Here is a 25,120-nt window from a genome sequence, read left to right as displayed (position 1 = left end):
CGCGATGCGCCGCGGTTCAGGAGCTGAGCTGGTCGCGGATCGGCAACTGCCGCACCCGGCGGCCGGTGGCGGCAAAGACCGCGTTGGCGATGGCCGGCGCCACCGGCGGCACGCCGGGCTCGCCAACGCCGCCGAGCGGCCCGTCATAGGTGCCGCTCGGCACGAGGTGCACGCGGACCACCTTCGGGGCGGCGTCGATCCGGATGATCTCGTAGCCGTCGAAGTTGTTCTGCTGGGCTCGGCCCTGCTTGAAGGTGATTTCGGAGGTGAGGGCGAGCCCCATCCCCATGACCACCGCGCCCTCCATCTGCGAGCGGATGCGCTCCGGGTTCACCTGCGGGCCGCAATCGACGGCGATGTCGATGGCGTGCACCTTCACCTGGCCCTTGTCGTCGACCTCCACCTCGGCTGCCACCGCCGTGTAGGTGACGAAGCTGTAGTGGCCGGCGATCCCGAGGCCGCGGCCCTTCGGCATCGTCCGCCCCCAGCCGGCACCCTTGGCTGCCGTCTCGATCACGCCGCGCAGGCGCCCCGTGTCGATCGGGTAGAGCTTCGGGTCCTCGCCGTGGTTCCAGACGTCGCCGATGGAGGTCGGGTCGATCTTCCGGGCCGGCCCGATGAGATCCAGCAGGTATTCCTTCGGGTCGCGGCCGGCGGCATGCGCCAGCTCCGACACGAAGGACTGGATCGCGAAGGCGTGCGGGATGTTCGAGACCGAGCGGAACCAGCCGATCCGGACATGGGCGGCGGCTTCCGGATTCTCCATCCGGGCGTTGGGCAGGTTGAACGGCGTGTTCACCAGACCCATCCCCAGCTCGAACGGCAGTTCGTGCTTCGGATCGGGCGCGAAGATCGAGCCGATCGTCGGCGCCACCGAGCGGTGCAGCCAGGCCACCGGCATCCCCTTCTCGTCGAGGCCGGCCTCCAGATGCTCCACCGAGATGGTGTGGTAGTAGCCGTGGTGGATGTCGTCCTCGCGGGTCCAGGCGAGCTTGACCGGCGCGCCGTCCACCGCCTGCGAGCACAGGGCGGCCTCGACCACGTAATCCGGCTTGGACTTGCGCCCGAAGCCGCCGCCAAGCAGCGTGACGTTCACCTTGACCTTGTCGTCGGGCAGCTTGAGCGCCTTCATCAGGCGGTCGTTGGCCGCTTGCGGACCCTGTGTGCAGGCCCAGGCCTCGCAGAAGCCGTCTTTGACCCGGGCCACGGCGGCCGGGGGCTCCATCGGGGCCTGGACCAGGTGGGGCACGAAGTACTCGGCCTCGACCTTGGTCTTGGCCTTGGCCATCGCGCCGTCGACGTCGCCCTGGTTGCGCACCACCTTGCCGGGCTTGCGCGCGGCCGCCTCCAGCTCCTTGCGGAACGCGTCGGTGTCGTAGCCGGCGTTCGGGCCGTCGTCCCAGGTGATCTTGAGGGCGTCGCGCGCCTTCAGGGCCGCCCAGGTGTTCTTGGCCACCACGGCGACCCCGCCGAGCGGCATGAACTCGCTCGGGATCTCGCCGCCGTCGATCTTGAAGATCTTGACGACCCCCGCGACCTTCTTGGCCTCACTGTCGTCGTAGGACTTGACCTTGCCGCCATAGACCGCCGGCCGGGCGACCACCGCGTACAGCATCCCGTCGAGCTTGGTGTCGAGGCCGTAGACGGCCCGGCCCGTGGTGATGTCGAAGTTGTCGATCAGCCCGACCTTGCCGGTGCCGATGTACCGGAAGTCCTTAGGGTTCTTCAGCTCGACGTTCGTCGGAACCGGCAGCTCGGACGCCGCCTGCGCCACGGCGCCGTAGCCCAGCGTGCGCCCGGACTTGGCGTGCGTGAGCGTGTGGTTGACGGCGCTCACCTCGGAGGCCGGCACGCCCCACTGCTTGGCGGCGGCCTGGATCAGCATCAGCCGCGCGGCCGCGCCGGCATGGCGGAAATGCTGGAAGAAGTGGCGCAGGGAGCGCGACCCGTCGGTGTCCTGATTGCCGAAGCGGGTCTCGTCGCCCCAGGCCTGGACCACTTTCACCTTCGGCCAGTCGGCCTCCAGCTCGTCGGCCACCGTGAGCGCCACGGAAGTGCGCACGCCCTGGCCCATGTCGGAGCGGTGGTTGGTCACCGTGACGATCCCGTCGGGCGCGATCGCGATGAACACCTTCGGGTCGTCGCGCCAACCGTGCGGCATGCCGTCGGCGCCGAACTTCTGCTGCTTCTGCTCCTCGGTCTGGCCTTCGTCGGCGCGCGCATCGCGCAGGGACAGGGCCAGCACGAGGGCGGCGCCGCCGCCGAGGATGCCGCGGCGGCTGACATTGGCGAGCACCGGCGCCGTGGCCGGCTTGGTGGCGGCCAGTTCGGCCATCAATTTCGCGTCGTGAATCACAGGCGCTCTCCCTTGCTGGCGGGCACCGGCTGGCCGGCGGCCTGATGGATCGCCGCGCGGATGCGCGGATAGGTGCCGCAGCGACAGATGTTGCCGCTCATCGTGTCGTCGATGTCCTGGTCGGTGGGCTTGGGCGTGTCCTTGAGAAGCGCAGCCGCCTGCATGATCTGGCCGCACTGGCAGTAACCGCACTGGGCGACGTTGAGGTCGCGCCAAGCCGCCTGCACCGGGTGGTTGCCGTCGGGCGACAGGCCCTCGATGGTCACGACCTCCTGGCCCGCGGCCGCGGAGACCGGCGTGATGCAGGCGCGTGTCGCCGCGCCACCGAGATGGATGGTGCAGGCCCCGCACAGCGAGACGCCGCAGCCGAACTTGGTGCCGGTGAGCCCGAGCTCGTCCCGTAGGTACCACAGCAGCGGCATGTCGGGGTCGCCGTCGAAGCTGCGCGCAGCCCCGTTCACGGTGAGTTTGATCATCGCTTCGTCCTGTTTGGCGGCGCCGGAGCGGCGTTAAGTCGGGTCTGAGCCGGGCCCTGAGGCCGATGCCGGTTTTGCCGGCTCACGTGTGCCGGTGCGGGGACACTTCAGGACCAACGCTCAAGCTCAGAATAATAAATATTCTAAAGCAGGCCCTGGGTCGGGTGCAACGCACGGGATGGGGCCGGTCATCCTTGAGTGGTTGCGTCCAGAGCATGCCGCGTGTGGAGGCGCACATGAGGTGATCGGCAGTAGCAACAGCCAAAATTTGTGTCCGCTCAGCCGGCGCTACCTGTCCAGCCGCGCAACCAAGTGTTGCGGGTCCAACCTTCCGATTTTCGGCTCGGATCCTGGTCCGAGGAGGGTGAAGGACGCGACCAGGCGTAATAGGCGGTCCGTCGCGTTCCTGGCCGGCGAAGGGAGAACGGCGTTTTCGGCCCGGCGTTCGACGGGATCCGGTCCGGTCAGCATGGCTCGGCCACACCGCCGTCCTTGCGAACGCAGCCAAGCAATCCGGCGGCGCCACGCTCATGGCAGTCGCGCCGCCCAGGACCGTCTCATCGCCCGCGAAGACAGCGCCGAGCGGCGAGCGAGGCGACCTACTCCCGAGCTCACCCCTCAAAGATCTTGTCGTTCCCGATCAGAAGGTCGCGTCCGTTCTTCGGAATGGGAAATCCGTAGCCGTTACCGGGCCGATCGAACACCAAGACACCTGCTTTGTGATAGGCGCTCGCGTAAAGCTCGATCCCAAACTTCTATAGAGTCAGGTGAAGAGCCTGGATGGAATCGACGCCGGCGCCAAAACTGTCCCGTACAGACTCCGGCCACCCGATGCTATAGCGGCAGATCCACATGCCGTCCGACCGTTCCGGGACATGCATTGTAATTTTACATTCTGTGGATTCGGGACCATTTTATACTGACAGAGATCGCTCCGCGATGATCATAAATTCACCATCAGAATTTCGGCGGTGGACTCGTCATTCGTCCAGCGTCCCCCAGCTGTTTGATGCGCAGGGATACGAGGCTGGTTTGGATTATATTCTTTGACTTGGAGCCCGGTCCCAAGTGTGTCGATCGCGCTGAAGATGAGCCAACTCCACGCGCCGCAGAGCGATCAGGGTGCCGATTTCGGGGCTTGTCCGCATTGCGGCCTCCGCCAAGCCCGTGCCGACTACAAGATGTTTGTCAGAAAATCAGTGACAAATGCCTATCAAGATGGATGCGGGCAATGCCCGCTTGCACTCAATCATTTAAAAAACCGGGTCTTTTGTCGGATTTTTTCGGTTAAAGGATCGCAAATATAGATAATCGCAAATTTGATACGTGGGACATCAAAGGTTTAGTCCGCATGCTACGGAGATCGAACACTTGATCTATACCGTCACCTGGGTCCCCACCTCCACCACCCGCCCGGTGGGGATCTGGAAGAAGTCCGTGGCGTCGTTGGCGTTCTTGGCGAGGGTAATGAAAATCCGGTCCTGCCAGAGCGGCATGCCCGAATGGGCTGCCGGCCGGATCGAGCGGCGCGACAGGAAGAACGAGGTCGCCATGATGTCGAACTTGAAGCCCTGGCGGCGCAGCAGCACCAGGGTCTTGGGGATGTTCGGCGTCTCCATGTAGCCGAACTTCATCACGACCCGGAAGAAGTGCGGGCCCACCGGCTCGATCCGGACCTTGTCGGCCTCGTTGGAGCGCGGCGTGTCTACCGTCTCGACGGTGAGGATGACGTTCTTCTCGTGCAGCACCTTGTTGTGCTTGAGGTTGTGCAGCAGCGCGGCGGGGGCGATCTCGGGGTCGCTGGTCAGGAACACCGCGGTGCCGCGCACGTGGTGAGGCGGGCTCTTTTCCAGCATCCCGACCAGCTCGATGAGCGGCACGTCGGTCTTCCGGGTCTTGTTGAACAGGATCGTGACCCCGCGCACCCAGGTCCACATCAGCACGACGAGGCCGCCCGCGAGCAGCAGGGGCACGTATCCGCCCTCCACGACCTTGATCAGGTTGGAGAGCAGGAACAGGAACTCGACCACGATGAAGGGCAGCATCACCGCCGCTGCCGCCACCGGGGACCAGCCCCACATCCGCCACATCACCAGGAAGGTCAGCGAGGCCGTGAGCAGCATCGTGCCGGTGACCGCGATACCGTAGGCCGAGGCCAGCGACGAGGATGTCTTGAACAGGGCGGCCAGCAGGACGACGCCGAACATCAGCAGCGCGTTGATCTGCGGCAGGTAGATCTGGCCCGCATGCGATTCGGACGTGTGGCGGATCTCCAGCCGCGGCAGCAGGCCGAGCTGGATCGCCTGCCGGGACAGCGAGAAGGCGCCGGTGATCACCGCCTGGCTCGCCACCACGGTGGCGATCGTGGCGAGCACCACCATCGGCAGCAGGCCCCAGGCTGGCACGAGCTGAAAGAACGGGTCGGCGGTGTCGGGCTTCTCCAGCACCAGGGCCGCCTGGCCCAGGTAGTTCAGGGCGAGCGCGGGGAAGACGAGTCCGACCCAGGCGACCTGGATCGGCTTGCGGCCGAAATGCCCGAGATCGGCGAACAGCGCCTCCGCGCCGGTGACCGCCAGGAACACCGCGCCGAGCGCCACCAGCGCGCCGGTGCCGTGCCCGAGCAGGTAGTTCACGGCGTGCCAGGGATTGGCTGCGCGGAACACCTCCGGATGCAGGCCGATATGCGGTAGCGCCGCGAGCGCCATCGCGAGGAACCACACGACGGTGATCGGCCCGAAGAAGGCGGCGACCTTGCCGGTACCCCGGTTCTGCACCAGGAACAGGGCGACGATGATCGCCACCGTGATCGGCAGCACGTAGTCGTCGAGCGCCGGGGTGACGAGCTTCAGCCCCTCCACGGCCGAGAGCACGGAGATCGCCGGGGTGATCACCGCGTCGCCGTAGAACAGCGAGGCACCGAGCAGCCCGAGCATGAACACGATGCGCGAGCCGCCGAGCGCCTTCCGGGCCAGCGCCATCAGCGAGAGGATGCCCCCCTCGCCGTTGTTGTCCATGCGCAGCAGGATCGCGACGTACTTCACCGTCACGATCATGAACAGCGCCCATAAGATCAGCGAGACGGTGCCGATCACCTCCTCGGGCAGCAGGATGCCGTCGGTACGGGCGGGGACCAGCGCCTCGCGGAAGGCGTAGAGCGGGCTCGTGCCGATATCGCCGTAGACGACGCCGACCGAGCCGACCAGCAGCGTCCAGAAGCCGGCATGGCCCTGCCGGGTCTCGGCCTTCTCGGGCGCGTCGAGGGAGCCGGAGGGCGCCGGCCCCTGTCCGGGATCCGGCCCGCCGGCCTCATCGGCCCTTAGGGCGGGATTGCTGGGCGTGGCGTCGGACGCCGCGGGCGCGGGCTGAGGTGCTACGCCGGGTGCGAAGGTCTGGCTCATACGGATCGTTGGAGGCTCGGGCGTGGCCGGCGCTTCGCGGTTCGGCTCAGGGGGCCAATCGGGGCCGTGCGGGAAACGCGAAAACTCCGCCGAACCGCGGGCCGGCCGCCGGGCCGACCGCTCACGGAATCGTGCGGCCTTGCTATCACGGCCTCGGGCGGCCGGGAACCGTGTGGTGTGGCGAAGATCGCGGCATCGCGTCTCCGTCCGGGCGCCGCTGCTGTCGGGCGCTCGCGCCGGACCCGATCACGTCTGCGGGGATCGGGCCTGGCGCGCGCCCACGCCCGGGAGGTTCGAGAAGGCGTCGCGCTGCGGGCCTCACTCGGCCGCGGTACGCGTGCCGCCGCCCTGCTGCCCGAATCGACGCTCGATGTAGTCGATCACGATCGCCTCGAAGTCCTTGGCGAGCGTCGCGCCGCGCAGAGTCATGGCCTTCTTGCCGTCGATGAACACCGGCGCGGTCGGGGTCTCTCCGGTGCCGGGCAGCGAGATGCCGATATCGGCGTGCTTCGACTCGCCCGGCCCGTTGACGATGCAGCCCATGACCGCGACGTTCAACCCCTCGACCCCCGGATAGGTCTTCTTCCACTCCGGCATGGACGTGACGATCCAGTTCTGGATGTCGCGAGCCAGTTCCTGGAAGGTCGTCGAGGTGGTCCGGCCGCAGCCGGGACAGGCCGCCACCATCGGCACGAAGGTGCGGAACCCCATCGTCTGCAGAAGTTCCTGGCTCGCCTTGACCTCGACGCTCCGGTCGCCGCCGGGCTCGGGGGTGAGCGAGTAGCGGATCGTGTCGCCGATCCCCTCCTGGAGGAGCACCCCGATGGCCGCCGAGGCCGCCACGAGGCCCTTGGAGCCCATGCCGGCCTCGGTGAGGCCGAGATGGATGGCGTAGTCCGAGCGGCGCGCCACCTCGCGGTAGACCGCGATCAGGTCCTGGACCGCCGAGACCTTGGCGGAGAGGATGATCCGGTTCTGCGGCAGGCCCAGCGCCACCGCCCGGTCAGCCGAGCCGATCGCCGAGCGCACCATCGCCTCGCGCATGACGGCGCGGGCATCGATCGGCCGGGGAGCCTTGGCGTTTTCGTCCATCAGGTGGGTGAGCAGTTCGCCGTCGAGCGAGCCCCAGTTGGCGCCGATCCGCACGGTCTTGCCGTACTTGATCGCCTGCTCGATGATCGAGGAGAACTGGGTGTCCTTCTTCTCCTTGAACCCGACGTTGCCGGGGTTGATCCGGTATTTGGCCAGCGCCTCGGCGCAGGCCGGATGGTCGGCGAGCAGCTTGTGGCCGATGTAGTGGAAGTCGCCGACCAGCGGCACGTGGACGCCGATCCGGTCGAGGCGCTCGCGGATCTTCGGCACCGCGGCCGCGGCCTCGTCCCGGTCGACGGTGATGCGGACCAGCTCCGAGCCGACCCGGGCAAGCTGGGCGACCTGCGCCACCGTGGCGTCGATGTCGGCCGTGTCGGTGTTGGTCATCGACTGCACGACGATCGGGGCGCCGCCGCCGACCATGACCGCGCCTTCACCTTCGCCGACCGTGACACCCACGGTGCGGTGGCGCGGCGCGGGGCCGGCGATCTCCGGACCGCCGGCGGCCAGGGCGTTCTCAGCGGCGGGGATTTCGGACCGGATGTCTTCCATGACTTCCATCGTGGACCTTCGCGTGCGCGCGCCTGCCGTGGCACCGGAACCCTCTCGGGCCTGCCGGGCATGTCGGGGCGCGCGACTCGCCGGAGCTTCGGGGCCGCGGGTTAGCTGCGGACGACGCGGCGCAGCGTCAAGCCGATGCCGCGCATGACAGCATCGCGGCTGTCATGTCGTATCCGGGCGCGGATGTCGAGGTTGCCGCGCGCGCAGCACCGGTTTTCGTCCACTCCTGTTGCCGATTCACGCCCGGTCGCCGGCCTTGGGACGGGCCGCCATCCCGGCGCCCGATTGATGCTGCACTGCAGCATCCCATCTAGGAGAGGCTGATCCAGGAGGCGGACATGTGCGAGCATTCCCACGGCGTCGAGCCGCACAACCCGGCGACCGCGGTCCCCGAGGCGCCGGTCTCGGACGCGATCGAGTCGCATCCATCGCATCCGCCCCACCATATCCTGTCCGGCCCCCGGGCCGAGAAGCCGGTCGCGCTGGCGCTGCAGGGCGGCGGCGCGCACGGCGCCTTCACCTGGGGCGTCCTCGACGCTCTGGTCGAGGACGGGCGCCTCGGCTTCGAGGCGGTGACGGGGGCGAGCGCCGGAGCGATGAACGCCGTCGTGATGGTCGACGGATGGCTCAAGGGTGGCCCCGATGGAGCCCGAGAGGGGCTCGAACGGTTCTGGCGCGAGGTCAGCCTCGATGGCGACCTGGGTCCCACGCAACGCAACTTCGTCAGCGGCCTGTTCAGCCTGTGGAAGGGCAACCCGGTTGCCGAGTTCTGGGCCAAGATGGTCTCGCCGAGCCCCTACGTGTCGAACCCCCTCAACATCAATCCGCTGCGCAAGGCCCTGGCCGAGCAGGTCGATTTCGAGCGCCTGCGTGAGGCCGACACCGCTGGCCTGTTCGTCTCGGCCACCAATGTCTGGACCGGCAAGCTTGCGGTGTTCGAGCGCGAGCGGCTGACCGTGGACCACCTGATGGCCTCGGCCTGCCTGCCGACCGTGTTCCAGGCGGTGGAGATCGACGGCGTGCCCTACTGGGACGGCGGCTATCTCGGTAATCCGCCCCTCTACCCGCTGCACCGGGGCGCCCAGACCCGCGACATCGTGCTCGTCCAGATCAATCCGGTCGAGCGGCGGGAAACCCCCCGCACGGAGAGCGAGATCCGCGACCGCCTCAACGAGATCACCTTCAACGCCAACCTGATGCGGGAATTGCGGGCCATCGACTTCATCGACGGACTGATCGAGGAGGGCACCCTCGGTCAGGGCGGCTACCAGCGGGTCCTGGTGCACCGCATCGACGGCACCGACGCGCTTGAGGATTACAACGCCGCCTCCAAGCTCGACGCGCGCTGGACCGTGCTCAAGCGCCTGCGCGACAAGGGCCGGGCCGCCGCGCAGGCTTGGCTCGCCGAGACCTACGAGACTGTCGGCCGGGCGTGCACCATCGACCTGCGGCAAGCCTATCAGTAAGCCGCCGGTTTCGGGGGCGAGTTCTGTAATTAGGTGCGTATTTGATTGATGGCATCCTAATAAAATATAAAATAACTGCGTATTTTTGTCTTATTATGAAATAATATGAATCGATTCTCAGAAATCGAAAGTATAAAATTCTGCTGGCGGCAGTTGATTTACGGGCTGCCTGGATCCTGATACGGGAGAGGGCGCCGGCCGGGTTCGGCTATTCTCGACTCGAGGACGGGCCATGAGATTTCGTCTGGTCGATCTCAAGACCGGCGTGAAGATCGCGCTCGTCATGGCGATGATGCTGGCGATCACCGTCGGCGTCTCGACGATCTCGCTGCGGAACATCGGCAAGATCGAGGACACCGAGGCGTGGACGGTCCATACCCACGAGGTGCTCTCCGAGGTCGATCGGATGATCGTCGCGATGGTCGATCGGGAGGCCGCAACGCGCGGTTATCTGATCTCGGCCGATCCCGGCTTCCTCGAAACCGAGCGGGCGGGACGGGCGGCCTTCGCTGCGGCCTGGGCCACGGCGCGGCAGCTGACCGCCCGCAACGCCTTGCAACAGACGCGGCTCACGGAGCTGAAGGCCCTGGCCGAGCGCTGGAGCGCGGATGTCACGGATCGCGAGATCGCGCTCATGAAGAACCCCGCGACCCAGGAGGTGGCGCGCCGGCTCGAGAGTTCGGGTGTCGGAAGGGCGGCGATGGACGCATTGCGCGCCAAGACGGCTGAACTCGCGCAGACCGAGCGCGACTTGCTGAAAGTCCGCGCGGCCGCTTCGGCGGCGGCCATCGCGTCGTCGCGTGCCGCCAGCCTGGTCAGTCTCGGATCGATGACGGTCACCGCCATGGTCGGGCTGCTGCTCCTGCATCTCGGCATCGGCAGGCCGATCCACGTCATGACCGGGGCGATGACCCGGCTCGCCGGCAACGATCTCGCGGTCGCGATTCCCGGGGTCGGCCGCCGCGACGAGATCGGCGCCATGGCCGGCGCGGTGCAGGTCTTCCGGGACGGGCTCGCCCGCGCGAAGCTGCTCGAGGAGGAGGGCGCCCAGGCCCGGGCCGGGCTGGAGGCGCAGCGCAAGGCCGCGACGCGCGAGATGGCCGCCGCCTTCGAGAGCGCCGTCGGCGGCATCGTGCGCGCCGTCTCCGCCGCGGCGGCCGAGCTGGAGGACACCGCCGGGCGCATGAGCGCGGCGGCGGCCGAGACCGCGAGCCAGTCGATCAATGTGGCCTCGGCCGCCGAGCTGGCGGCGTCGAACGTCAACACGGTGGCGGCGGCCGCGGAGGAGCTCGGCGCTACCGTCAAGGAGATCGGCCGCCAGGTGCAGGCCTCGGCCGATCTCGCCGACGCCGCCGTGTCCGAGGCCGGGAAGTCCTCTGGGCTGGTGCGCAACCTGCGCGACAGCGCCACGAGGATCGGCGACGTGGTCGGCCTCATCAGCGGGATCGCCGGCCAGACGAACCTTCTCGCGCTCAACGCGACGATCGAGGCGGCCCGGGCCGGGGAGGCGGGCCGGGGCTTCGCCGTGGTGGCCACCGAGGTCAAGGAACTCGCCGGGCAGACCGCCAAAGCCACTGAGGAGATCGCCCGGCAGATCGGCGAGATCCAGTCCTGGACCGGGGAGACGGCCGACGCGATCGACATCATCGTCGGCCGCATCACCGAGATGAGCGGGCTGGCCACCGGTATCGCCTCGGCGATCGAGGAGCAGGGCTCCGCGACCCAGGAGATCGTCCGGAACGTCGGGCGGGCGGCGGCCGGGACCAGCGAGGTCACGGCGAATATCGCGGGGGTCGCAAGCGCCGCCGGGGGGGCGGGGGCGGCCGCCGCGCAGGTTCTCGGCTCGGCCTCCGAACTCTCGTCCCAGGCCGAGCAGCTCGACGCGGAGGTCCATCGCTTCCTCGACACGGTACGCGCCGCCTGAGGCGTCGTGTCGGGCCAGCCCGGGGCCGGAACGGGACGCGGTACACCTCTGGGTTGTCCCATGGCCGGGCAGCGCCCTAGATTGTTCCCGGGCGCGACGACGCCCGGGACAGAACGAGGCCACCGCCATGACCCTGTTGCGCCGCGAGGCCATGATCCTGATCGGCGCCGGGCTCACCGGCGTGGCGCACGCGGCGGAGACCGCCCGGGCTACGGACTTCGCATTCGACGCTCCCGGGGGCGAGCCGATGCCGCTGTCGGCCTATGCCGGGCGGCCGATCCTCGTGGTCAACACCGCCACCGCCTGCGGCTATGCCGGGCAACTCGCCGGGCTTCAGACCCTGTGGACCCGCTTCGGCGACCGGGGGCTCACGGTGCTCGGCGTGCCCTCTCCCGATTTCGGCAACCAGGAGCCGCTGGATGGCCCGGCCATCGCGGAGGCCGCGCGCAAGAATCACGGCGTGACCTTCCCGCTGACCGCCAAGACCCGCGTGCGGATGCCGGGCGCCCATCCCTTCTACCGGTGGGCGGCGGCCGAGCGGCCGGGCGAGACGCCGCGCTGGAACTTCCACAAGTACCTGATCGCTCGCGACGGCTCGCTCGCTGCCGCCTTCGCGACGCAGGTCGAGCCCACCGACCCGCGGGTGATCTCGGGGATCGCGGCCGCCCTCGACCAAGCGTAGTCCGCGGCCCCGCCGGGGCCGGGGATTAAACGCCGGGGCTCCCGCGTTCACACCTCATGGCATCAGACACGCACACGCGTCCGAACATCGTCGACCTGCTGGTGCCCCTGCGGCGCTACGCCCGTTCGCTCACCCGCGATGCATTGCGGGCGGACGACCTTGTGCACGACACCCTGGTGCGCGCCCTGGAGATGCAGGATTCCCTGCGTCCCAACACCAATCTGCGCACCTGGATGATGACGGTGCTGCACAACGCTTTCATCGACGAGCAGCGCCGCAGGCAGGTCGAGGCGCGTCACGCCGACGCGCTGGTGCGGATGTCCGAGGATATGGCGCCGCCTGCCCAGGAGGGGCGCGTGCGCCTCGCCCAGATCCGGCAGGCCTTCCTCACCTTGCCGGAGGAGCAGCGTGCCGCCCTCCACCTCGTCACGCTCGAAGGCATGGCCTATGCCGACGCCGCCGCCGTTCTCGGGATCCCGATCGGTACGCTGATGTCCCGCCTCGGCCGCGGCCGGGCGGCGCTGCGCGCCTTCGAGGAAGGCACCCGGACAGGCCGGTCCGATGCCGAACCCGACCCGAGCCGGCCCGATGCGCGGCGCGGCGCATTCCCCGGCCTGCGCCTCGTCGTATCCGATGAGACACGGGACCGGGCGCCCCCGTCCTTCCGGCGCGCCGTCGGGGATGCCTGAGGCGTCCGAGACGCGCGATATTGGCTTTGCCGGCTCACGATGACGATGACGACCGGCGGATCCGCCCCGGCGGCACGCTGGAATCGAGGACTTCACCCATGATGGATCCGATCACAGACGACGATCTCATCGCCTTCGTCGACGGGCAGATCGACCCGATGCGCCGCCTCGACGTGGAGGCGCATCTGGCGGCCAATCCCGGCACCGCCGCCCGGGTGATGGCCGAGATGCACGATCGCGATGCCCTCCGGGCCTGCTTCGAGCGCGCTCCCGGGCCGGGCCCCGACCGCAACATCGCCCTGGCGCGTCGCCTCGACCGCGGCCTGCGCTGGCGCCGCGTCGCATCGCGCCTCAAGCGGGCCGCAGCCATCGCGGTGCTGGTCGGCGCGGGCTGGCTCGCCCACGACGAGATCGGTCAGTTCGGCGTCCCGAACACCCTGGCCTCGACCCCCGACCCGGCTCTGATCGCGGATGCGCGACAGGCGCGCGCCGTGGCGCAGCTTCGCAAGAGCATCTCCAGCCAGGGCGACAGCCCCATCTACGACCGGGCCCGCCTGCAATCCGTCACCGGGATCGACCTGCCGGCCCTCCCGGCAGGCTGGCGCGTGCGCGACATCCAGGTCTTCCCCGGTCGCCACGGCACCGGCATCGAGATCGCCTTCGAGGCCGGCACCCTCGGCGAGGCGTCGCTGTTCGCCACGCGGGGAAGCCGCGGCGGCCCTGCGGCACTGACGGGGTCGGATGACGGCGCCGTCCTGTCCTGGACCGCGGGCGACACCGCCTACGCCCTGAGCGGACCGCAGGACGACGCGGCCTTGCGGCAGGCCGCGGATCTGCTCGGCGCGGGCGCGGCCACGCGCTGAGACCACCCGGCCCTCGACAGGGCGCCCCGCCGGGTGCCAAAGATCGACCATGCGGGCCGCAGTTTCAGGGCAGGGTGATGATGGGCTGACGGCCCTGTTCGAGGCCGCCCGGACGGTGCGCGCGCGGGCGCACGCCCCCTATTCCCGGTTTCGGGTCGGAGCGGCGCTGCGCGACGAGCGGGGCGTCATCCATGCCGGCTGCAACGTCGAGAACGCCGCCTATCCCGTCGGTACCTGCGCGGAGGCGGGGGCGATCGCCGCGATGATTGCGGCCGGCGGCCGGCATATCGCGGCGATCCTGGTCTATGGCGACGGCGCGGGCCTCGTGACGCCCTGCGGCGCCTGCCGCCAGCGCATCCGCGAATTCGCCCGACCGGACACGCCGATCCACGCCGCAGGTCCGGACGGGATCGCGAAGAGCTTCACCTTGGCGGAGCTGCTGCCCGAATCGTTCGGGCCGGAAACCCTCGGTGAGTGAGGCCAGCGCCCTCGATACGCTCCGGGCCGCCGGCTTCGCGGGCGCTTACGCCTGCGCCCTCGTGACGGGCACCGGGCTCGGCGGGATCGCGGCCGGGATCGAGGATCGGGTCTCGGTGGATTACGGGCAGATCCCGGGTTTCCCCGGCGCGGGCGTCAGCGGCCATGGCGGCCGGCTGCATCGCGGGCGGATTGCCGGGCGGCCCGTGCTGGTGTTCGAGGGGCGGGCGCATGCCTACGAGCGCGGTGATGCCGCGGCGATGCGGGTGCCGCTCGCCTGCGCGCACGGGCTCGGCGCGACCCGTCTGCTCCTCACCAACGCCTCGGGGTCGCTGCGGCTGGAGACCGGCCCCGGCAGCCTGGTCCTTCTCGCCGACCACATCAACCTCTCCGGGCTGAACCCGCTGATCGGCGAGGCGAGCGACGCCCGCTTCGTGCCGATGACCGATGCCTACGATCCGGCGCTCCGCGCGCGGCTCCGGGCGGCGGCCGGTGCCTGCGGGATGCGACTCGGCGAGGGCGTCTACGCGTGGTTCTCCGGCCCGAGCTTCGAGACGCCAGCGGAGGTCCGGATGGCGGGTCTCCTCGGGGCCGATCTCGTGGGCATGTCCACGGCGCCCGAGGTGATCCTGGCCCGCTTCCTCGGCTTGCCGGTCGCCGCGATCTCCGTGGTGACGAATCTCGCAGCCGGGGTCGCCGGGGGCGCCCCCCATCACGCCGAGACCAAGGCGGTGGCGGCCCGGGCCGCTGAGGATCTCGGTCGCCTCGTCCGAGCCTTCGTCGCCGGCCTGCCCGCCGAGGAGACCTGCCATGGATGAACGCGATGCCGGTGCGGTCGCCCGCCGGGCGCTGCCGCTCCTCGATCTCACCGACCTCACCGAGACCTGCACGGAGCCGAGAATCGACGCGCTCTGCCGGGATGCGAAGGCTGGGGGCGTCGCGGCGATCTGCGTCTGGCCGCATTTCGTCGCGCAGGGCGCGCGGGCGCTCAAGGGCAGCGGCATCCGGGTCGCCACGGTGATCAACTTCCCCGCAGGTGGTGAGGATTGCGCGCGGGCGACCGACGACACCGCCGAGGCCTTGCGCGACGGGGCGGACGAGATCGATCTCGTCCTGCCCTACCGCGCCTTCCTGCGCGGGGACGTGGCCGCGGCCCGGGACATGGTCGAGGCCGTTCGCGACACGAGCGGCAGCGCGACTCTCAAGGTGATCCTGGAGACCGGCGCGATCGCCGATCCCGAGTCGATCCGGCGGGCGAGCCGGCTCGCCTTGGAGGCGGGCGCGGACTTCCTCAAGACCTCCACGGGCAAGAGCCCGGTCTCTGCGACCCCGGAGGCCGCCGAGGCGATGCTCGTCGAGATCCGGGCGAGCGGCCGCCCGGCAGGGCTGAAGGTGTCCGGCGGCCTGCGCAGCGTCGCCGACGCCGCGACCTATCTGGCACTCGCCGACCGCGTCATGGGTGCGGGCTGGGTCGGCCCCGGGCGCTTCAGGCTCGGAGCGAGCAGCCTGTTCGGCGCGCTGATGCAGGCTCGGGGGCTCTGAGCATGCGTCTGCCGCAGGAGACGATCCGGACCAAGCGCGACGGCCTGCCCCTCGATCCCGCAGAAATCCGGGCCTTCGTCCAGGGCCTCACGGAGGGCTCGGTCGGGGAGGGACAGGCGGCGGCCTTCGCCATGGCGGTGTTCTTCCGCGGCCTTTCGCTCCCGGAGCGGGTGGCGCTGACCCGGGCGATGGCGGAATCCGGCCGTGTTCTCGCCTGGGACCTGCCGGGGCCGGTGCTGGACAAGCACTCCACCGGCGGCATCGGCGACACGGTGAGCCTCCCCCTGGCGCCGATGGTGGCGGCCTGCGGCGGCTACGTGCCGATGATCTCGGGGCGCGGCCTCGGCCATACCGGCGGCACCCTGGACAAGCTCGCCAGCATCCCGGGTTACGACACTACCCCGGGACTGGAGACGTTCCGCCGGGTGGTCGGCCAAGTCGGCTGCGCGATCATCGGCCAGACCGTCGAGCTGGCCCCGGCCGACCGGCGCCTCTACGCGATCCGCGACGTCACCGGCACGGTCGAATCCCTCGATCTGATCACCGCGTCGATCCTGTCGAAGAAGCTCGCCGCCGGGCTCGACGGGCTGGTGATGGACGTCAAGCAGGGTTCCGGCGCCTTCATGGCGAGCCTGGCGGAGGCGCGGGCGCTGGCCGACAGCATCGTCACGGTGGCCGGCGGCGCGGGCCTGCGTACCGCCGCGCTGATCACCGACATGGACGCGCCGCTCGCCAGTGCGGCCGGCAACGCCGTCGAGGTCGCCTACGCGATCGATTACCTGACGGGCGCGCGCCGCGAGCCGCGCTTCCACGCGGTGACCCTGGCGCTCGGGGCCGAGATGCTCACCGCCGGAGGGCTGGCGCCGGACACCGCCGTAGCCACCCAACGGCTGGAAGCGGTCCTCGACTCGGGACGGGCGGCCGAGATTTTTTGCGAGATGGTCGATGCCCTGGGCGGTCCGGGCGACCTTCTGGATATGCCGACGCGATACCTGCCCGCTGCGCCGGTGCAGCGGCCGGTCCGTCTGGCCGGCACGGTGGCGGGCATCGACACGCGGGCGATCGGGCTGGCGGTGATCGGGCTCGGCGGCGGCCGCATCCGGCCGGAGGACGCTGTCGACCCACGGGTCGGGTTCACCGACCTCGCCGGTCCCGGGGATTCCGCGGGCCTGCTCGGGATCGTCCACGCGGCCGACGAGGCCGCCGCAGACCGGGCCGAAGCGGCCCTGCGGGCGGCCTACTGCATGGGGGAGGCGCCCGCTATCCGGCCGGCGATCATCGAGCGGGTCGGGGCCGGATAGGATCCGGCCCTCCCGCTAGCCTTACCAGCGGCCGTGGCCGTGACGATGGCCCCAGCCACCATGGTGACCGAAGCCGCGATGCCGCCAGCCGTAATGGTGTCCGCGTCCAGGACCCCAACCGTAGTGATGATGACCGAAGCGCGGTCCGAAGCCATGGCCGCGGCCGTGCCCGTAGCCGTACTGGACGGCGACGATATCGCCGGAGCCCTGGTGCAGGTTGGCATCTGGGCCCAGAGGCGCGGCCATCGCGGGGCCCCCGAGGGCGATCCCCCCGAGCGCCAGGGCGGCGGCTGCGAGGCGTATGCGTGCGGTCTTGGTGAACATCGGTGTCCTCCCGGATGACGCTGGCCGCGGTTCTGCGACCGGCCATGCGTCAGGTCTGGACCCCATAAGTTGACGAGAACGTGACTTGTTCCCTCAGGCGTTGTTCAGCTCAGGGCCGGCGATAGACCCAGACCCGGGCGGGCGGCAGGTTCAGCCAGACCCGGTTCGAGCGGTCGGCAGTGTAGCTTCCCGCCTCGCAGCGGGCCGGGATCGGCGGCACGACCGCGTAGGTGAACTGAATGAACGGCGCGCCTGGCTGCATCAGGTCGTGCGCGGCGTTGAGCAGATCGAGGCGCAGCTCCAAAGGCTTGGTGAAGAGCGGCAAGCTCGAGATCGTCGCGGCGGCCGGCTGGTTCAGCACCGTCTTGAGGGTCTTGCGCATGTCGTAGGCGTCGCCGCGGATCACCGTGACGCCGGGGAAGCGGCGGGTCAGCAGACGGCAGAAATCGGGATTGAACTCGACCAGGATCAGCCGCTCGGGCGCGACACCCCGCCGGATCAACGCCTCGGTCACGGGACCGGTGCCGGGGCCGAGCTCGACCACCGGGCCCTCGCGGCGCGGGTCGACATAGGACGCCATGGTTCGGGCGAGCATCTTGCCCGATGGCGTCACCGCGCCGGTTACGAGCGGCCGCTCGAACCAGGAGCGCAGGAACCGGGCCTCGTCCTCGAGTGGGTCGCGCCGCGGCCCGAAAATGTCACCCCTGGCGGCAGGGGCCTTCGCGCTGGGACGGCGGAGCGGCGGCAAGTCCTGAATTCCTTGATGCCGGATGAGAAAGAAAGGCTAGGCGACGACGCTGTCATACAGTCTAGCCGGCTCGGCGCCTAGGGTATGCATGCCACGCCGGCAGGATGCATAACCGATCATCGCATGTTTCGGATCCGGCCTCACGGCCGGACGGCGCTCCCGAAGAAGTCCCGCACCTTGGAAAAGAAGCCGGACGATTCGGGATGATTCTCCGGGGAGGCCGATTGGTCGAACTCCTGGAGCAGCTCGCGCTGGCGCTTGGTCAGATTCTGCGGCGTCTCGACGAAGACCTGGATGTATAGATCGCCGACCTCGCGCGAGCGAAGCACCGGCATGCCCTTGCCCTTAATGCGGAACTGCTTGGCGGTCTGCGTCCCGGCCGGGATCCGCACCTGGGTCTGCGTGCCGTCGATCACCGGCACGGTGATCTCGCCCGACAGCGCTGCGGTGACCATCGAGATCGGGACGCGGCAGAACAGGTCGGCCCCGTCGCGCTGGAAGAACTCATGCTGCTTGATGGAGAGGAAAACGTAGAGGTCCCCCGCGGGGCCACCGCGCAGGCCGCTCTCGCCCTCGCCGGCGAGCCGGATGCGCAGGCCGTCATCGACCCCTGCGGGCACGTTGATCGAGAGGGTACGCTCGCGGTTGACCCGGCCCGCGCCCTGGCAGGTGGCGCAGGGATCGTCGACGATCTCGCCGCGCCCGTGGCAGTTCGGACAGGTGCGCTCGATGGCGAAGAAGCCCTGGGCGGCCCGGACCCGGCCGTAGCCCGCGCAGGTCGGGCAGGTCCGGGGCTTCGAGCCGGGCTTCGCGCCCGAGCCGTCGCAGGCTTCGCAGCTCACCGAGGTCGGGATGCGGATGGTCTCAGCCTTGCCGGCGAAAGCCTCCTCCAGGGTGATCTCGAGGTTGTAGCGCAGGTCGGCCCCGCGCTCGCGCCCCGGCGCCCCGCCGCGCCCGCCGCGGGCGGCTGCACCGCGTCCGTCACCGAAGAAATTGTCGAAGATGTCCGACATGAAGTCGCCGAACTCGTTGCCGAATCCGGGTCCGCCCCCGCCCTGGCTGAAGGCGGCGTGGCCGAAACGGTCATAGGCGGCGCGCTTCTGGCCGTCGGAGAGGCACTGGTAGGCCTCGTTCAATTCCTTGAACTTGATCTCGGCTTCCTTGTCGCCGGGATTGCGGTCCGGATGAAAGGTCATCGCGAGCTTCCGGAAAGCGACCTTCATCTCGCTTTCCGTGGCGGTCTTTGTGACCCCCAGGATCTCGTAATAGTCCCGCTTCGACATCCCACCCAGTCTCCGGACAATCCCAGCCGCGACCTCATCCTGAGGTGCGGCGCAGCCGCCTCGAAGGAGGCCTCCACAAGGCGCCTTGATCCCTGGACCTATCCTTCGGGACCCGCCGGGGCGGGTACCTCAGGATGTGGCCGCGACCAGGATGGGCGGGCTGATGCACCTTCGCGATCGTCGCGATCTAGCACGGGCTGGCCAGCCCGAGGCTGAATTCGAGCGATCGCCGGTCTCCTGCGGCGCCCGCGCAACAGCGCCTGCCAAGCAAAGGCGGGGCCGGATCGCTCCGGCCCCGCACGCTACCGTCGAAGTCGCGCCTCAGGCGCGCTTCTTCTGGTCCTTCTCGTCGACTTCCTGGAAGTCGGCGTCGATGACGTCGTCCTTCTTCTCGGCAGCATGCCCCTCGGCACCGGCCTCGGGGCCGGCCGCCTGGCTGGCCGCATACATCGCCTCGCCGAGCTTCATCGAGGCCTGCATCAGGTCCGTGGTGCGGGCCTTGATGGTCTCGACATCCTCGCCCTCGAGCGCGGTCTTGAGCGCGGTCATCGCGGTCTCGATCGCGCCCTTGTCGGCCGCCGGGACCTTGTCGCCGTACTCGGCCACCGACTTCTCGGTGGCGTGGATCAGGCTCTCGCCCTGGTTCTTCACCTCGACCAGCTCGCGGCGCTTCTTGTCCGCCTCGGCATTGGCCTCGGCGTCCTTCACCATGCGGTCGATATCGGCGTCCGAGAGACCGCCCGAGGCCTGGATGCGGATCTGGTGCTCCTTGTTCGTCGCCTTGTCCTTGGCCGTCACGTTGACGATGCCGTTGGCGTCGATGTCGAAGGTCACCTCGATCTGCGGCATGCCGCGGGGGGCCGGCGGGATGCCGACGAGGTCGAACTGGCCGAGCAGCTTGTTGTCGGCCGCCATCTCGCGCTCGCCCTGGAAGACCCGGATCGTCACCGCGTTCTGGTTGTCTTCCGCGGTGGAGAAGGTCTGGGACTTCTTGGTCGGGATCGTGGTGTTGCGGTCGATGAGCCGGGTGAACACGCCGCCGAGCGTCTCGATGCCGAGCGACAGCGGGGTCACGTCCAGCAGCAGCACGTCCTTGACGTCGCCCTGAAGCACGCCCGCCTGCACGGCGGCGCCGATGGCCACGACCTCGTCGGGGTTGACGCCCTTGTGCGGCTCCTTGCCGAAGAAGGACTTCACCACCTCCTGGATCTTGGGCATGCGGATCATGCCGCCGACCAGCACCACCTCGTCGATCTCGGAGGCCGAGACGCCGGCATCCTTGAGCGCCTTGCGGCAGGGCTCGATCGTGCGCTGCACCAAGTCGTCGACCAGCGACTCGAACTTCGCCCGGCTGAGCTTCAGCGCGAGATGCTTCGGGCCGGTGTTGTCGGCGGTGATGTAGGGCAGGTTGATCTCGGTCTGGGTGGCCGAGGACAGCTCGATCTTGGCCTTCTCGGCGGCCTCCTTGAGCCGCTGGAGGGCGAGCTTGTCCTTGGTCAGGTCGATGCCCTGCTCCTTCTTGAACTCGGCGGTCAGGTACTCGACCACGCGGTTGTCAAAGTCCTCGCCGCCCAGGAAGGTGTCGCCGTTGGTCGACTTCACCTCGAACACGCCGTCGCCGATCTCCAGGATCGAGACGTCGAAGGTGCCGCCGCCGAGGTCATAGACCGCGATGGTGCCGGCCTTCTTCTTGTCGAGGCCGTACGCGAGGGCCGCCGCGGTCGGCTCGTTGATGATGCGCAGCACCTCGAGGCCGGCGATCTTGCCTGCGTCCTTGGTGGCCTGGCGCTGGGCGTCGTTGAAGTAGGCCGGGACCGTGATGACCGCCTGCGTGACCGGCTGGCCGAGATGCGACTCCGCGGTCTCCTTCATCTTCTGAAGCGTGAAGGCGGAGATCTGGGAGGGCGAATACTTCTTGCCGTCGGCCTCGACCCAGGCGTCGCCATTGTCGCCGCGGACGATCTTGTAGGGCACGAGGCCCTTGTCCTTCTGGGTCATCGGATCGTCGTAGGTGCGACCGATGAGCCGCTTGATGGCGAAGAAGGTGCGCTCCGGGTTCGTGACCGCCTGGCGCTTGGCCGGCTGGCCGACGAGCCGCTCGCCGTCATCCGTGAAGGCGACGATCGACGGCGTGGTGCGGGCGCCTTCCGAATTCTCAATGACTTTGGGCTGCGTGCCTTCCATCACGGCCACGCACGAATTGGTGGTGCCCAGATCGATGCCGATAACTTTACCCATGGCGGGATCCCTCTTCTGTCGCGTTCAAGCAGACCGCCGAGCCCCGAAGCAGCTCGGCCCATGGCGGTGTCGAGAATGATGTGAGTATGGGACCCGGGCCGGATCAAGGGCCGTGAACGGCTGAAATCCAGCGCATAATCCCGCGTCGAGGGCGATATAAGAAGCCCCGGACGGGCTCGCAAGGCGAAGCCTGCGCGTTGGCTGCGGCGGCCGGTCTTCCCGCTATCTCGTTGCGGTTCCGCTAGGATCCGGCCCGGGAGGGGTGTGGAGCGCAATGGTGCGGATGCATTTTGTTGCTCCGCTGCCACGTCCGCGCCATCGATGGCGTGTTAACGCTTCGACAAGGGGTTGAGTGTGGCCCCGCCACTTCGTCTTCCCCGTCAGAGCCCGATGCGCCCGACCCGCAGCCTCCTGCTCCCCGTCCTGGCGGCCGCCGTCGCGGTTCCCGCGGTGCTCGCCGCCCCTCCGGCGCGGGCCCAGAACTTCTTCGAGCGTTTGTTCGGCATCAGGCCCGAGCGGCCGCCGGTCCCGCCCCGCGGCGTGCCCGAGGCGCAGCCCCCGGCCCCGGCGGCGCCCGGGGCACCGGGCGAGCCGGGACCGCCCGGTGCCCCGGAAGCCCCCCGGCCCACCCCCGCCCCGGCCCGCCCGGTGGTGCTGAAGACCCCCTCCGAGGACAGCGTGATCGGCCAGGATCTCCAGCTCAACGGGCTTTCCGGAACGCTGAAGCTGGAGCGCTCCGGCCCGGCCGTCACGGCGCGGATCACCCTGCCGGGCACCAAGATCTCCCAGCCGGCCGAGGCCTGCACGGTGCCGCTGGCGCGAGGCAATCCCATCACCCTGGCCTCCGAGGGCAAGCCCGAGGGCGTGCCGCGCTTCGAGGCCGCCGGGGCCGAGTGCCCCCTGCGCTTCGACGTGGTCGAGGGCGGGGTCCTGGTCTCGATGCTGGGCCAGGGTCCGGTCTGCACCTTCTCGGCCGCGGATTGCGCGACCACGCCCGCCGGCCTCTGGGGACCGGCCGCCGCCGGCCTGATCCCGCGCGCCGGCGAATTCGACGCGGCGCGAGGCGTGGCCGACAAGGCGGTGCGCGACAATTACAAGGTGATGACCCAGCGCGCCCGGCGCGAGGACGTGCGGCCGGTCGTGAGCGAGCAGGCGGCCTTCTCGGCCGACCGGGAGCAGCTCTGCCGCGGCTACGCCCGTGAGGGGACCCACGGCTTCTGCCACCTGCGGGTCACCGAGAACCGGGCGCTGGCGCTCGCCTCGCGGCTCGGCGCCAACACGGCGGTTCCCACTGCCGCGGCCGCCCCGCGCAGGCCCCGGCCCAAGCCCGCCATGGAACCCGCCGTGGACGGGATGAACCCGGATGCGGCCGGCGGCGGCGACGTACCCCAGGAATAGACCCTCAGGCCCGCCCGGCGGTCATCGACAGCATGGCGGGGTCGATGCCGTTGGTCCGCAGGGCCAGCTCGTACTTGGCCTCGAGGTCGGTGTTGAAGATCAGCGCCGGATCGGCCGGGCAGTTGAGCCAGCCGTTGGCCATGATCTCGCTCTCCAGCTGGCCCGCCTGCCAGCCGGCGTAGCCGAGGGCCAGGACGGCACTCGCCGGCCCCTCGCCGCTGGCGATGGCGCGCAGGATCTCGACGGTGGCCGTCAGGCAGATGCCGTCGTCGATGATCAGCGTCGATTGCTGGATGTGGAAGTCGTCGGTGTGCAGCACGAAGCCGCGCCGTCCCTCCACGGGGCCGCCCATCAGGACCGGCATGTGCCCGACTCGCTCGCGCAGCCGGATCGCGTCCGCATCCGAAGCGACGTCGAGCTGGACCAGGAGGTCCGGCATGCTGATGTCGGTGGCCGCCTTGTTCACGATGATGCCCATCGCGCCATCGGCCGAGTGGGCGCAGACGTAGATCACCGCGCGGGCGAAGCGCTCATCCGCCATCCCGGGCATCGCCACGAGGAACTGCCCGTCGAGGAAGCTCGATCCTGTGAGCGCGGCTTGCGCTGGGGACGCTGGGTTCGACATGCGCGCATGCTACGCCGCCCCCCCAGCTTGTCCAGCGGACAAAGCGCGCCGCTCCGCTGCGGAAAGCGGCTGCCGCTTCCTCGACAGGCCCCGCCCATCACGCTAGGTCAGGCGCGCTTCTCACGCGTGCGATCCGAGCGCGCGGCAACGAGGGACCCGCGATGATCCAGGTCGGCGACCATCTGCCCCAGGCGACCTTCCGGGTGATCGGCCCTGAGGGTCCGATCGCCCGCACCACCGACGACGTGTTCAAGGGCCGGCGCGTGGTGATGATCGGCGTGCCGGGCGCCTTCACGCCGAGCTGCCACCGCAGCCACCTGCCCGGCTTCGTAGCCAAGAAGGACGAGATCCTCGCCCGCGGCGTCGACGCCATCGCGGTCACGAGCGTCAACGACGTGTTCGTGCTCGACGCGTGGTCGAAGGCGAGCGGCGCCGAGGGCCTGGAATTCCTGGCCGATGGCAACGCCGACTTCGCCAAGGCCATCGGCCTGGAGATGGACGGCACCGGGTTCGGCCTCGGTATCCGCTCGAAGCGCTACTCGATGCTGGTCGAGGACGGCGTGGTGCGGATTCTGAACGTCGAGGAGACCCCGTCGAAGGCCGAGGCCTCCGGCGCCGAGGCGCTGCTGAAGGTGCTCTGAGCGGGACCTTCCGCCTATCGCGTGCCGGAAAATCCTGGTTTCACGAGCCCTGCGAACCTCGGGGCTCCCCCGGAACCCGGCCAGAGGGCGTCGGGCCCTCTGGAGGCCCATTGTCCAGCCCGTAAGCCAATGCAGATCTGCGTTATTCTGCACTAACACGCGCTAGACCCCTTGTGCCCCCGCGAGTTCGATGTCGTCGAGGGCATCGTGATGCAGGAGCAGCACGCCGGTCGCTGCCGCCAGGCGCCGCGCCGCCGGCGTGAATCCGGCATTCGAGACCACCGCGGCCCGGTCGCCTGCCCAGTAGCGCAGGGCCGCGGCCGCTTCCTGCACGGCCGCGTTGCCCACGGGCTTGGCCAGGCGCTTGCACTGCACGACGAGGCGCAGGCCGTCGCGCACCGCGACGATGTCGGCGCCCTGGTCGCCGCTCGGCGGTGTCCGGTGCGCCCGCCAACCCGCCCGCGTGAGGCGCTCGGCACAGTAGCGCTCGTAGTCGAGCCCGTCCCCCGGCGCCTCGTCCTCCTCCGGCAACGCGACAGCGGCCGCCTCCGCCTCGACGATCGCCAGCATCCGCGGGCGTTCCGATTCGGCGAGGTCGGCGAAGCGCGGCCCGACCTGCGGCACGACGGTGCGCTCGAGGAAATACGCCCGCTCCCGCAGCCAACCGTCCTCGATCCGGTTGCCGTAGGCGTCGCAGAAGCTCTCCTGCCGCCGCCGCAGCGCCAGCGTCTCGGCATGCGCCCGGGCGATCCGGCGCACCCGGGCCCGGAAGCGGCGGGGGCGCCCGAGATGGCGCATCAGCACGAGGGCGAGGGCGAGCCCCGTCGCCGCGAAGGCGCGCGGGCCATACCAGAGTCCGAGCGGGCAGCCGATCACGGCCGTCCAGAACAGGCGGGCGACGAGGCTGGGTTTGCCGGGCATCGGATCTCAGGGCGCGGGCGAGCCGGTGGATCCTCGCAGGCCCCGCTTGCCCGATGGCTAATCGCGCCCGGAAAGCTGTGGACGCCCGCACAGGAGCCCGGGCTCGGCGCCCGCG

At 69.5% G+C, this 25,120-nt stretch carries 21 protein-coding genes; 11 read left to right on the top strand and 10 right to left on the bottom strand.

What is annotated here, in order from left to right; all coding sequences use genetic code 11:
- Nucleotides 1-16: 16 nt before the first annotated feature.
- The 4 genes from Q8W67_RS14230 to ispG all read right to left on the bottom strand — a co-directional run bounded on the left by Q8W67_RS14230 (nt 17) and on the right by ispG (nt 7,883).
- Complete coding sequence (locus tag Q8W67_RS14230; protein WP_305546520.1) at nt 17-2,356, bottom strand: xanthine dehydrogenase family protein molybdopterin-binding subunit; 2,340 nt, start codon at nt 2,354-2,356, stop codon at nt 17-19.
- Entirely contained in the window at nt 2,353-2,832 is a 480-nt protein-coding gene (locus Q8W67_RS14225; RefSeq protein WP_305546518.1) for a (2Fe-2S)-binding protein, read from the bottom strand. Before Q8W67_RS14225 ends, Q8W67_RS14230 begins: the two co-directional genes overlap by 4 nt.
- A gap of 1,376 nt (nt 2,833-4,208) precedes the next feature.
- On the bottom strand, nt 4,209-6,230 hold the full coding sequence (locus Q8W67_RS14220) for a potassium transporter Kup (RefSeq protein ID WP_305546516.1): 2,022 nt from the start codon (nt 6,228-6,230) through the stop codon (nt 4,209-4,211).
- A gap of 318 nt (nt 6,231-6,548) precedes the next feature.
- Nucleotides 6,549-7,883: a flavodoxin-dependent (E)-4-hydroxy-3-methylbut-2-enyl-diphosphate synthase gene (ispG, locus tag Q8W67_RS14215; protein ID WP_370693877.1), complete on the bottom strand. Its 1,335-nt coding sequence runs from the start codon at nt 7,881-7,883 to the stop codon at nt 6,549-6,551.
- A 338-nt stretch (nt 7,884-8,221) separates the two neighbouring features.
- Here ispG and Q8W67_RS14210 point away from each other — a divergent pair, with 338 nt between their 5' ends.
- The 9 genes from Q8W67_RS14210 to deoA all read left to right on the top strand — a co-directional run bounded on the left by Q8W67_RS14210 (nt 8,222) and on the right by deoA (nt 16,827).
- Nucleotides 8,222-9,349, top strand: a complete 1,128-nt coding sequence (locus Q8W67_RS14210) for a patatin-like phospholipase family protein (protein WP_305546512.1) — start codon at nt 8,222-8,224, stop codon at nt 9,347-9,349.
- 232 nt (nt 9,350-9,581) lie between these two features.
- Nucleotides 9,582-11,273, top strand: a complete 1,692-nt coding sequence (locus Q8W67_RS14205; RefSeq protein ID WP_305546510.1) for a methyl-accepting chemotaxis protein — start codon at nt 9,582-9,584, stop codon at nt 11,271-11,273.
- 127 nt (nt 11,274-11,400) lie between these two features.
- Nucleotides 11,401-11,955, top strand: a complete 555-nt coding sequence (locus Q8W67_RS14200; protein WP_305546508.1) for a glutathione peroxidase — start codon at nt 11,401-11,403, stop codon at nt 11,953-11,955.
- A gap of 56 nt (nt 11,956-12,011) precedes the next feature.
- On the top strand, nt 12,012-12,644 hold the full coding sequence (locus Q8W67_RS14195; protein WP_305546506.1) for a sigma-70 family RNA polymerase sigma factor: 633 nt from the start codon (nt 12,012-12,014) through the stop codon (nt 12,642-12,644).
- Between the two features lie 98 nt (nt 12,645-12,742).
- Nucleotides 12,743-13,507, top strand: a complete 765-nt coding sequence (locus tag Q8W67_RS14190) for an anti-sigma factor (RefSeq protein ID WP_305546504.1) — start codon at nt 12,743-12,745, stop codon at nt 13,505-13,507.
- Nucleotides 13,508-13,556: 49 nt separating this feature from the next.
- The gene (gene cdd / locus Q8W67_RS14185) at nt 13,557-13,985 is read left to right on the top strand and encodes a cytidine deaminase (protein ID WP_305546502.1); all 429 of its coding nucleotides are present in this window, start codon (nt 13,557-13,559) and stop codon (nt 13,983-13,985) included.
- Entirely contained in the window at nt 13,978-14,802 is an 825-nt protein-coding gene (locus tag Q8W67_RS14180; protein ID WP_305546500.1) for a purine-nucleoside phosphorylase, read from the top strand. The genes cdd and Q8W67_RS14180 overlap by 8 nt, the downstream gene beginning before the upstream one ends.
- Nucleotides 14,795-15,526: a deoxyribose-phosphate aldolase gene (deoC, locus tag Q8W67_RS14175; RefSeq protein WP_305546498.1), complete on the top strand. Its 732-nt coding sequence runs from the start codon at nt 14,795-14,797 to the stop codon at nt 15,524-15,526. Before Q8W67_RS14180 ends, deoC begins: the two co-directional genes overlap by 8 nt.
- 2 nt (nt 15,527-15,528) lie before the next feature.
- A complete protein-coding gene (deoA, locus tag Q8W67_RS14170) occupies nt 15,529-16,827 on the top strand; it encodes a thymidine phosphorylase (RefSeq protein WP_305546496.1) in 1,299 nt (432 codons plus the stop codon).
- A 21-nt stretch (nt 16,828-16,848) separates the two neighbouring features.
- Here deoA and Q8W67_RS14165 read toward each other — a convergent pair whose 3' ends face one another.
- From Q8W67_RS14165 to dnaK, 4 genes are all read right to left on the bottom strand, one after another.
- Nucleotides 16,849-17,151 carry a hypothetical protein gene (locus Q8W67_RS14165; RefSeq protein ID WP_305546494.1) on the bottom strand — a complete coding sequence of 101 codons (303 nt, stop codon included), beginning with the start codon at nt 17,149-17,151 and terminating at the stop codon, nt 16,849-16,851.
- 109 nt (nt 17,152-17,260) lie between these two features.
- A complete protein-coding gene (locus Q8W67_RS14160) occupies nt 17,261-17,899 on the bottom strand; it encodes a class I SAM-dependent methyltransferase (RefSeq protein ID WP_305546492.1) in 639 nt (212 codons plus the stop codon).
- 140 nt (nt 17,900-18,039) lie between these two features.
- On the bottom strand, nt 18,040-19,182 hold the full coding sequence (gene dnaJ, locus Q8W67_RS14155; protein WP_305546490.1) for a molecular chaperone DnaJ: 1,143 nt from the start codon (nt 19,180-19,182) through the stop codon (nt 18,040-18,042).
- 321 nt (nt 19,183-19,503) lie between these two features.
- A complete protein-coding gene (gene dnaK / locus Q8W67_RS14150) occupies nt 19,504-21,420 on the bottom strand; it encodes a molecular chaperone DnaK (RefSeq protein ID WP_305546488.1) in 1,917 nt (638 codons plus the stop codon).
- 390 nt (nt 21,421-21,810) lie between these two features.
- On the opposite strand from dnaK, the gene Q8W67_RS14145 reads away from it, so the two are divergent.
- Nucleotides 21,811-22,818, top strand: coding sequence for a hypothetical protein (locus Q8W67_RS14145; protein ID WP_305546486.1), 1,008 nt, complete (start codon nt 21,811-21,813; stop codon nt 22,816-22,818).
- Between the two features lie 4 nt (nt 22,819-22,822).
- Here the strand turns inward: Q8W67_RS14145 and Q8W67_RS14140 are convergent, their stop codons facing one another.
- Nucleotides 22,823-23,443: a YqgE/AlgH family protein gene (locus Q8W67_RS14140; protein WP_305546484.1), complete on the bottom strand. Its 621-nt coding sequence runs from the start codon at nt 23,441-23,443 to the stop codon at nt 22,823-22,825.
- A 161-nt stretch (nt 23,444-23,604) separates the two neighbouring features.
- Between Q8W67_RS14140 and Q8W67_RS14135 the strand changes: the two genes are divergently transcribed.
- Nucleotides 23,605-24,084, top strand: coding sequence for a peroxiredoxin (locus Q8W67_RS14135; RefSeq protein ID WP_305546482.1), 480 nt, complete (start codon nt 23,605-23,607; stop codon nt 24,082-24,084).
- Nucleotides 24,085-24,246: 162 nt separating this feature from the next.
- Here the strand turns inward: Q8W67_RS14135 and Q8W67_RS14130 are convergent, their stop codons facing one another.
- Nucleotides 24,247-25,005, bottom strand: coding sequence for a restriction endonuclease (locus Q8W67_RS14130; protein ID WP_305546480.1), 759 nt, complete (start codon nt 25,003-25,005; stop codon nt 24,247-24,249).
- Nucleotides 25,006-25,120 lie beyond the last annotated feature (115 nt).

This window comes from Methylobacterium sp. NEAU K (genome assembly GCF_030700285.1).
GTDB lineage: Bacteria > Pseudomonadota > Alphaproteobacteria > Rhizobiales > Beijerinckiaceae > Methylobacterium.
This window is presented reverse-complemented; position numbering and strand designations above follow the sequence as displayed.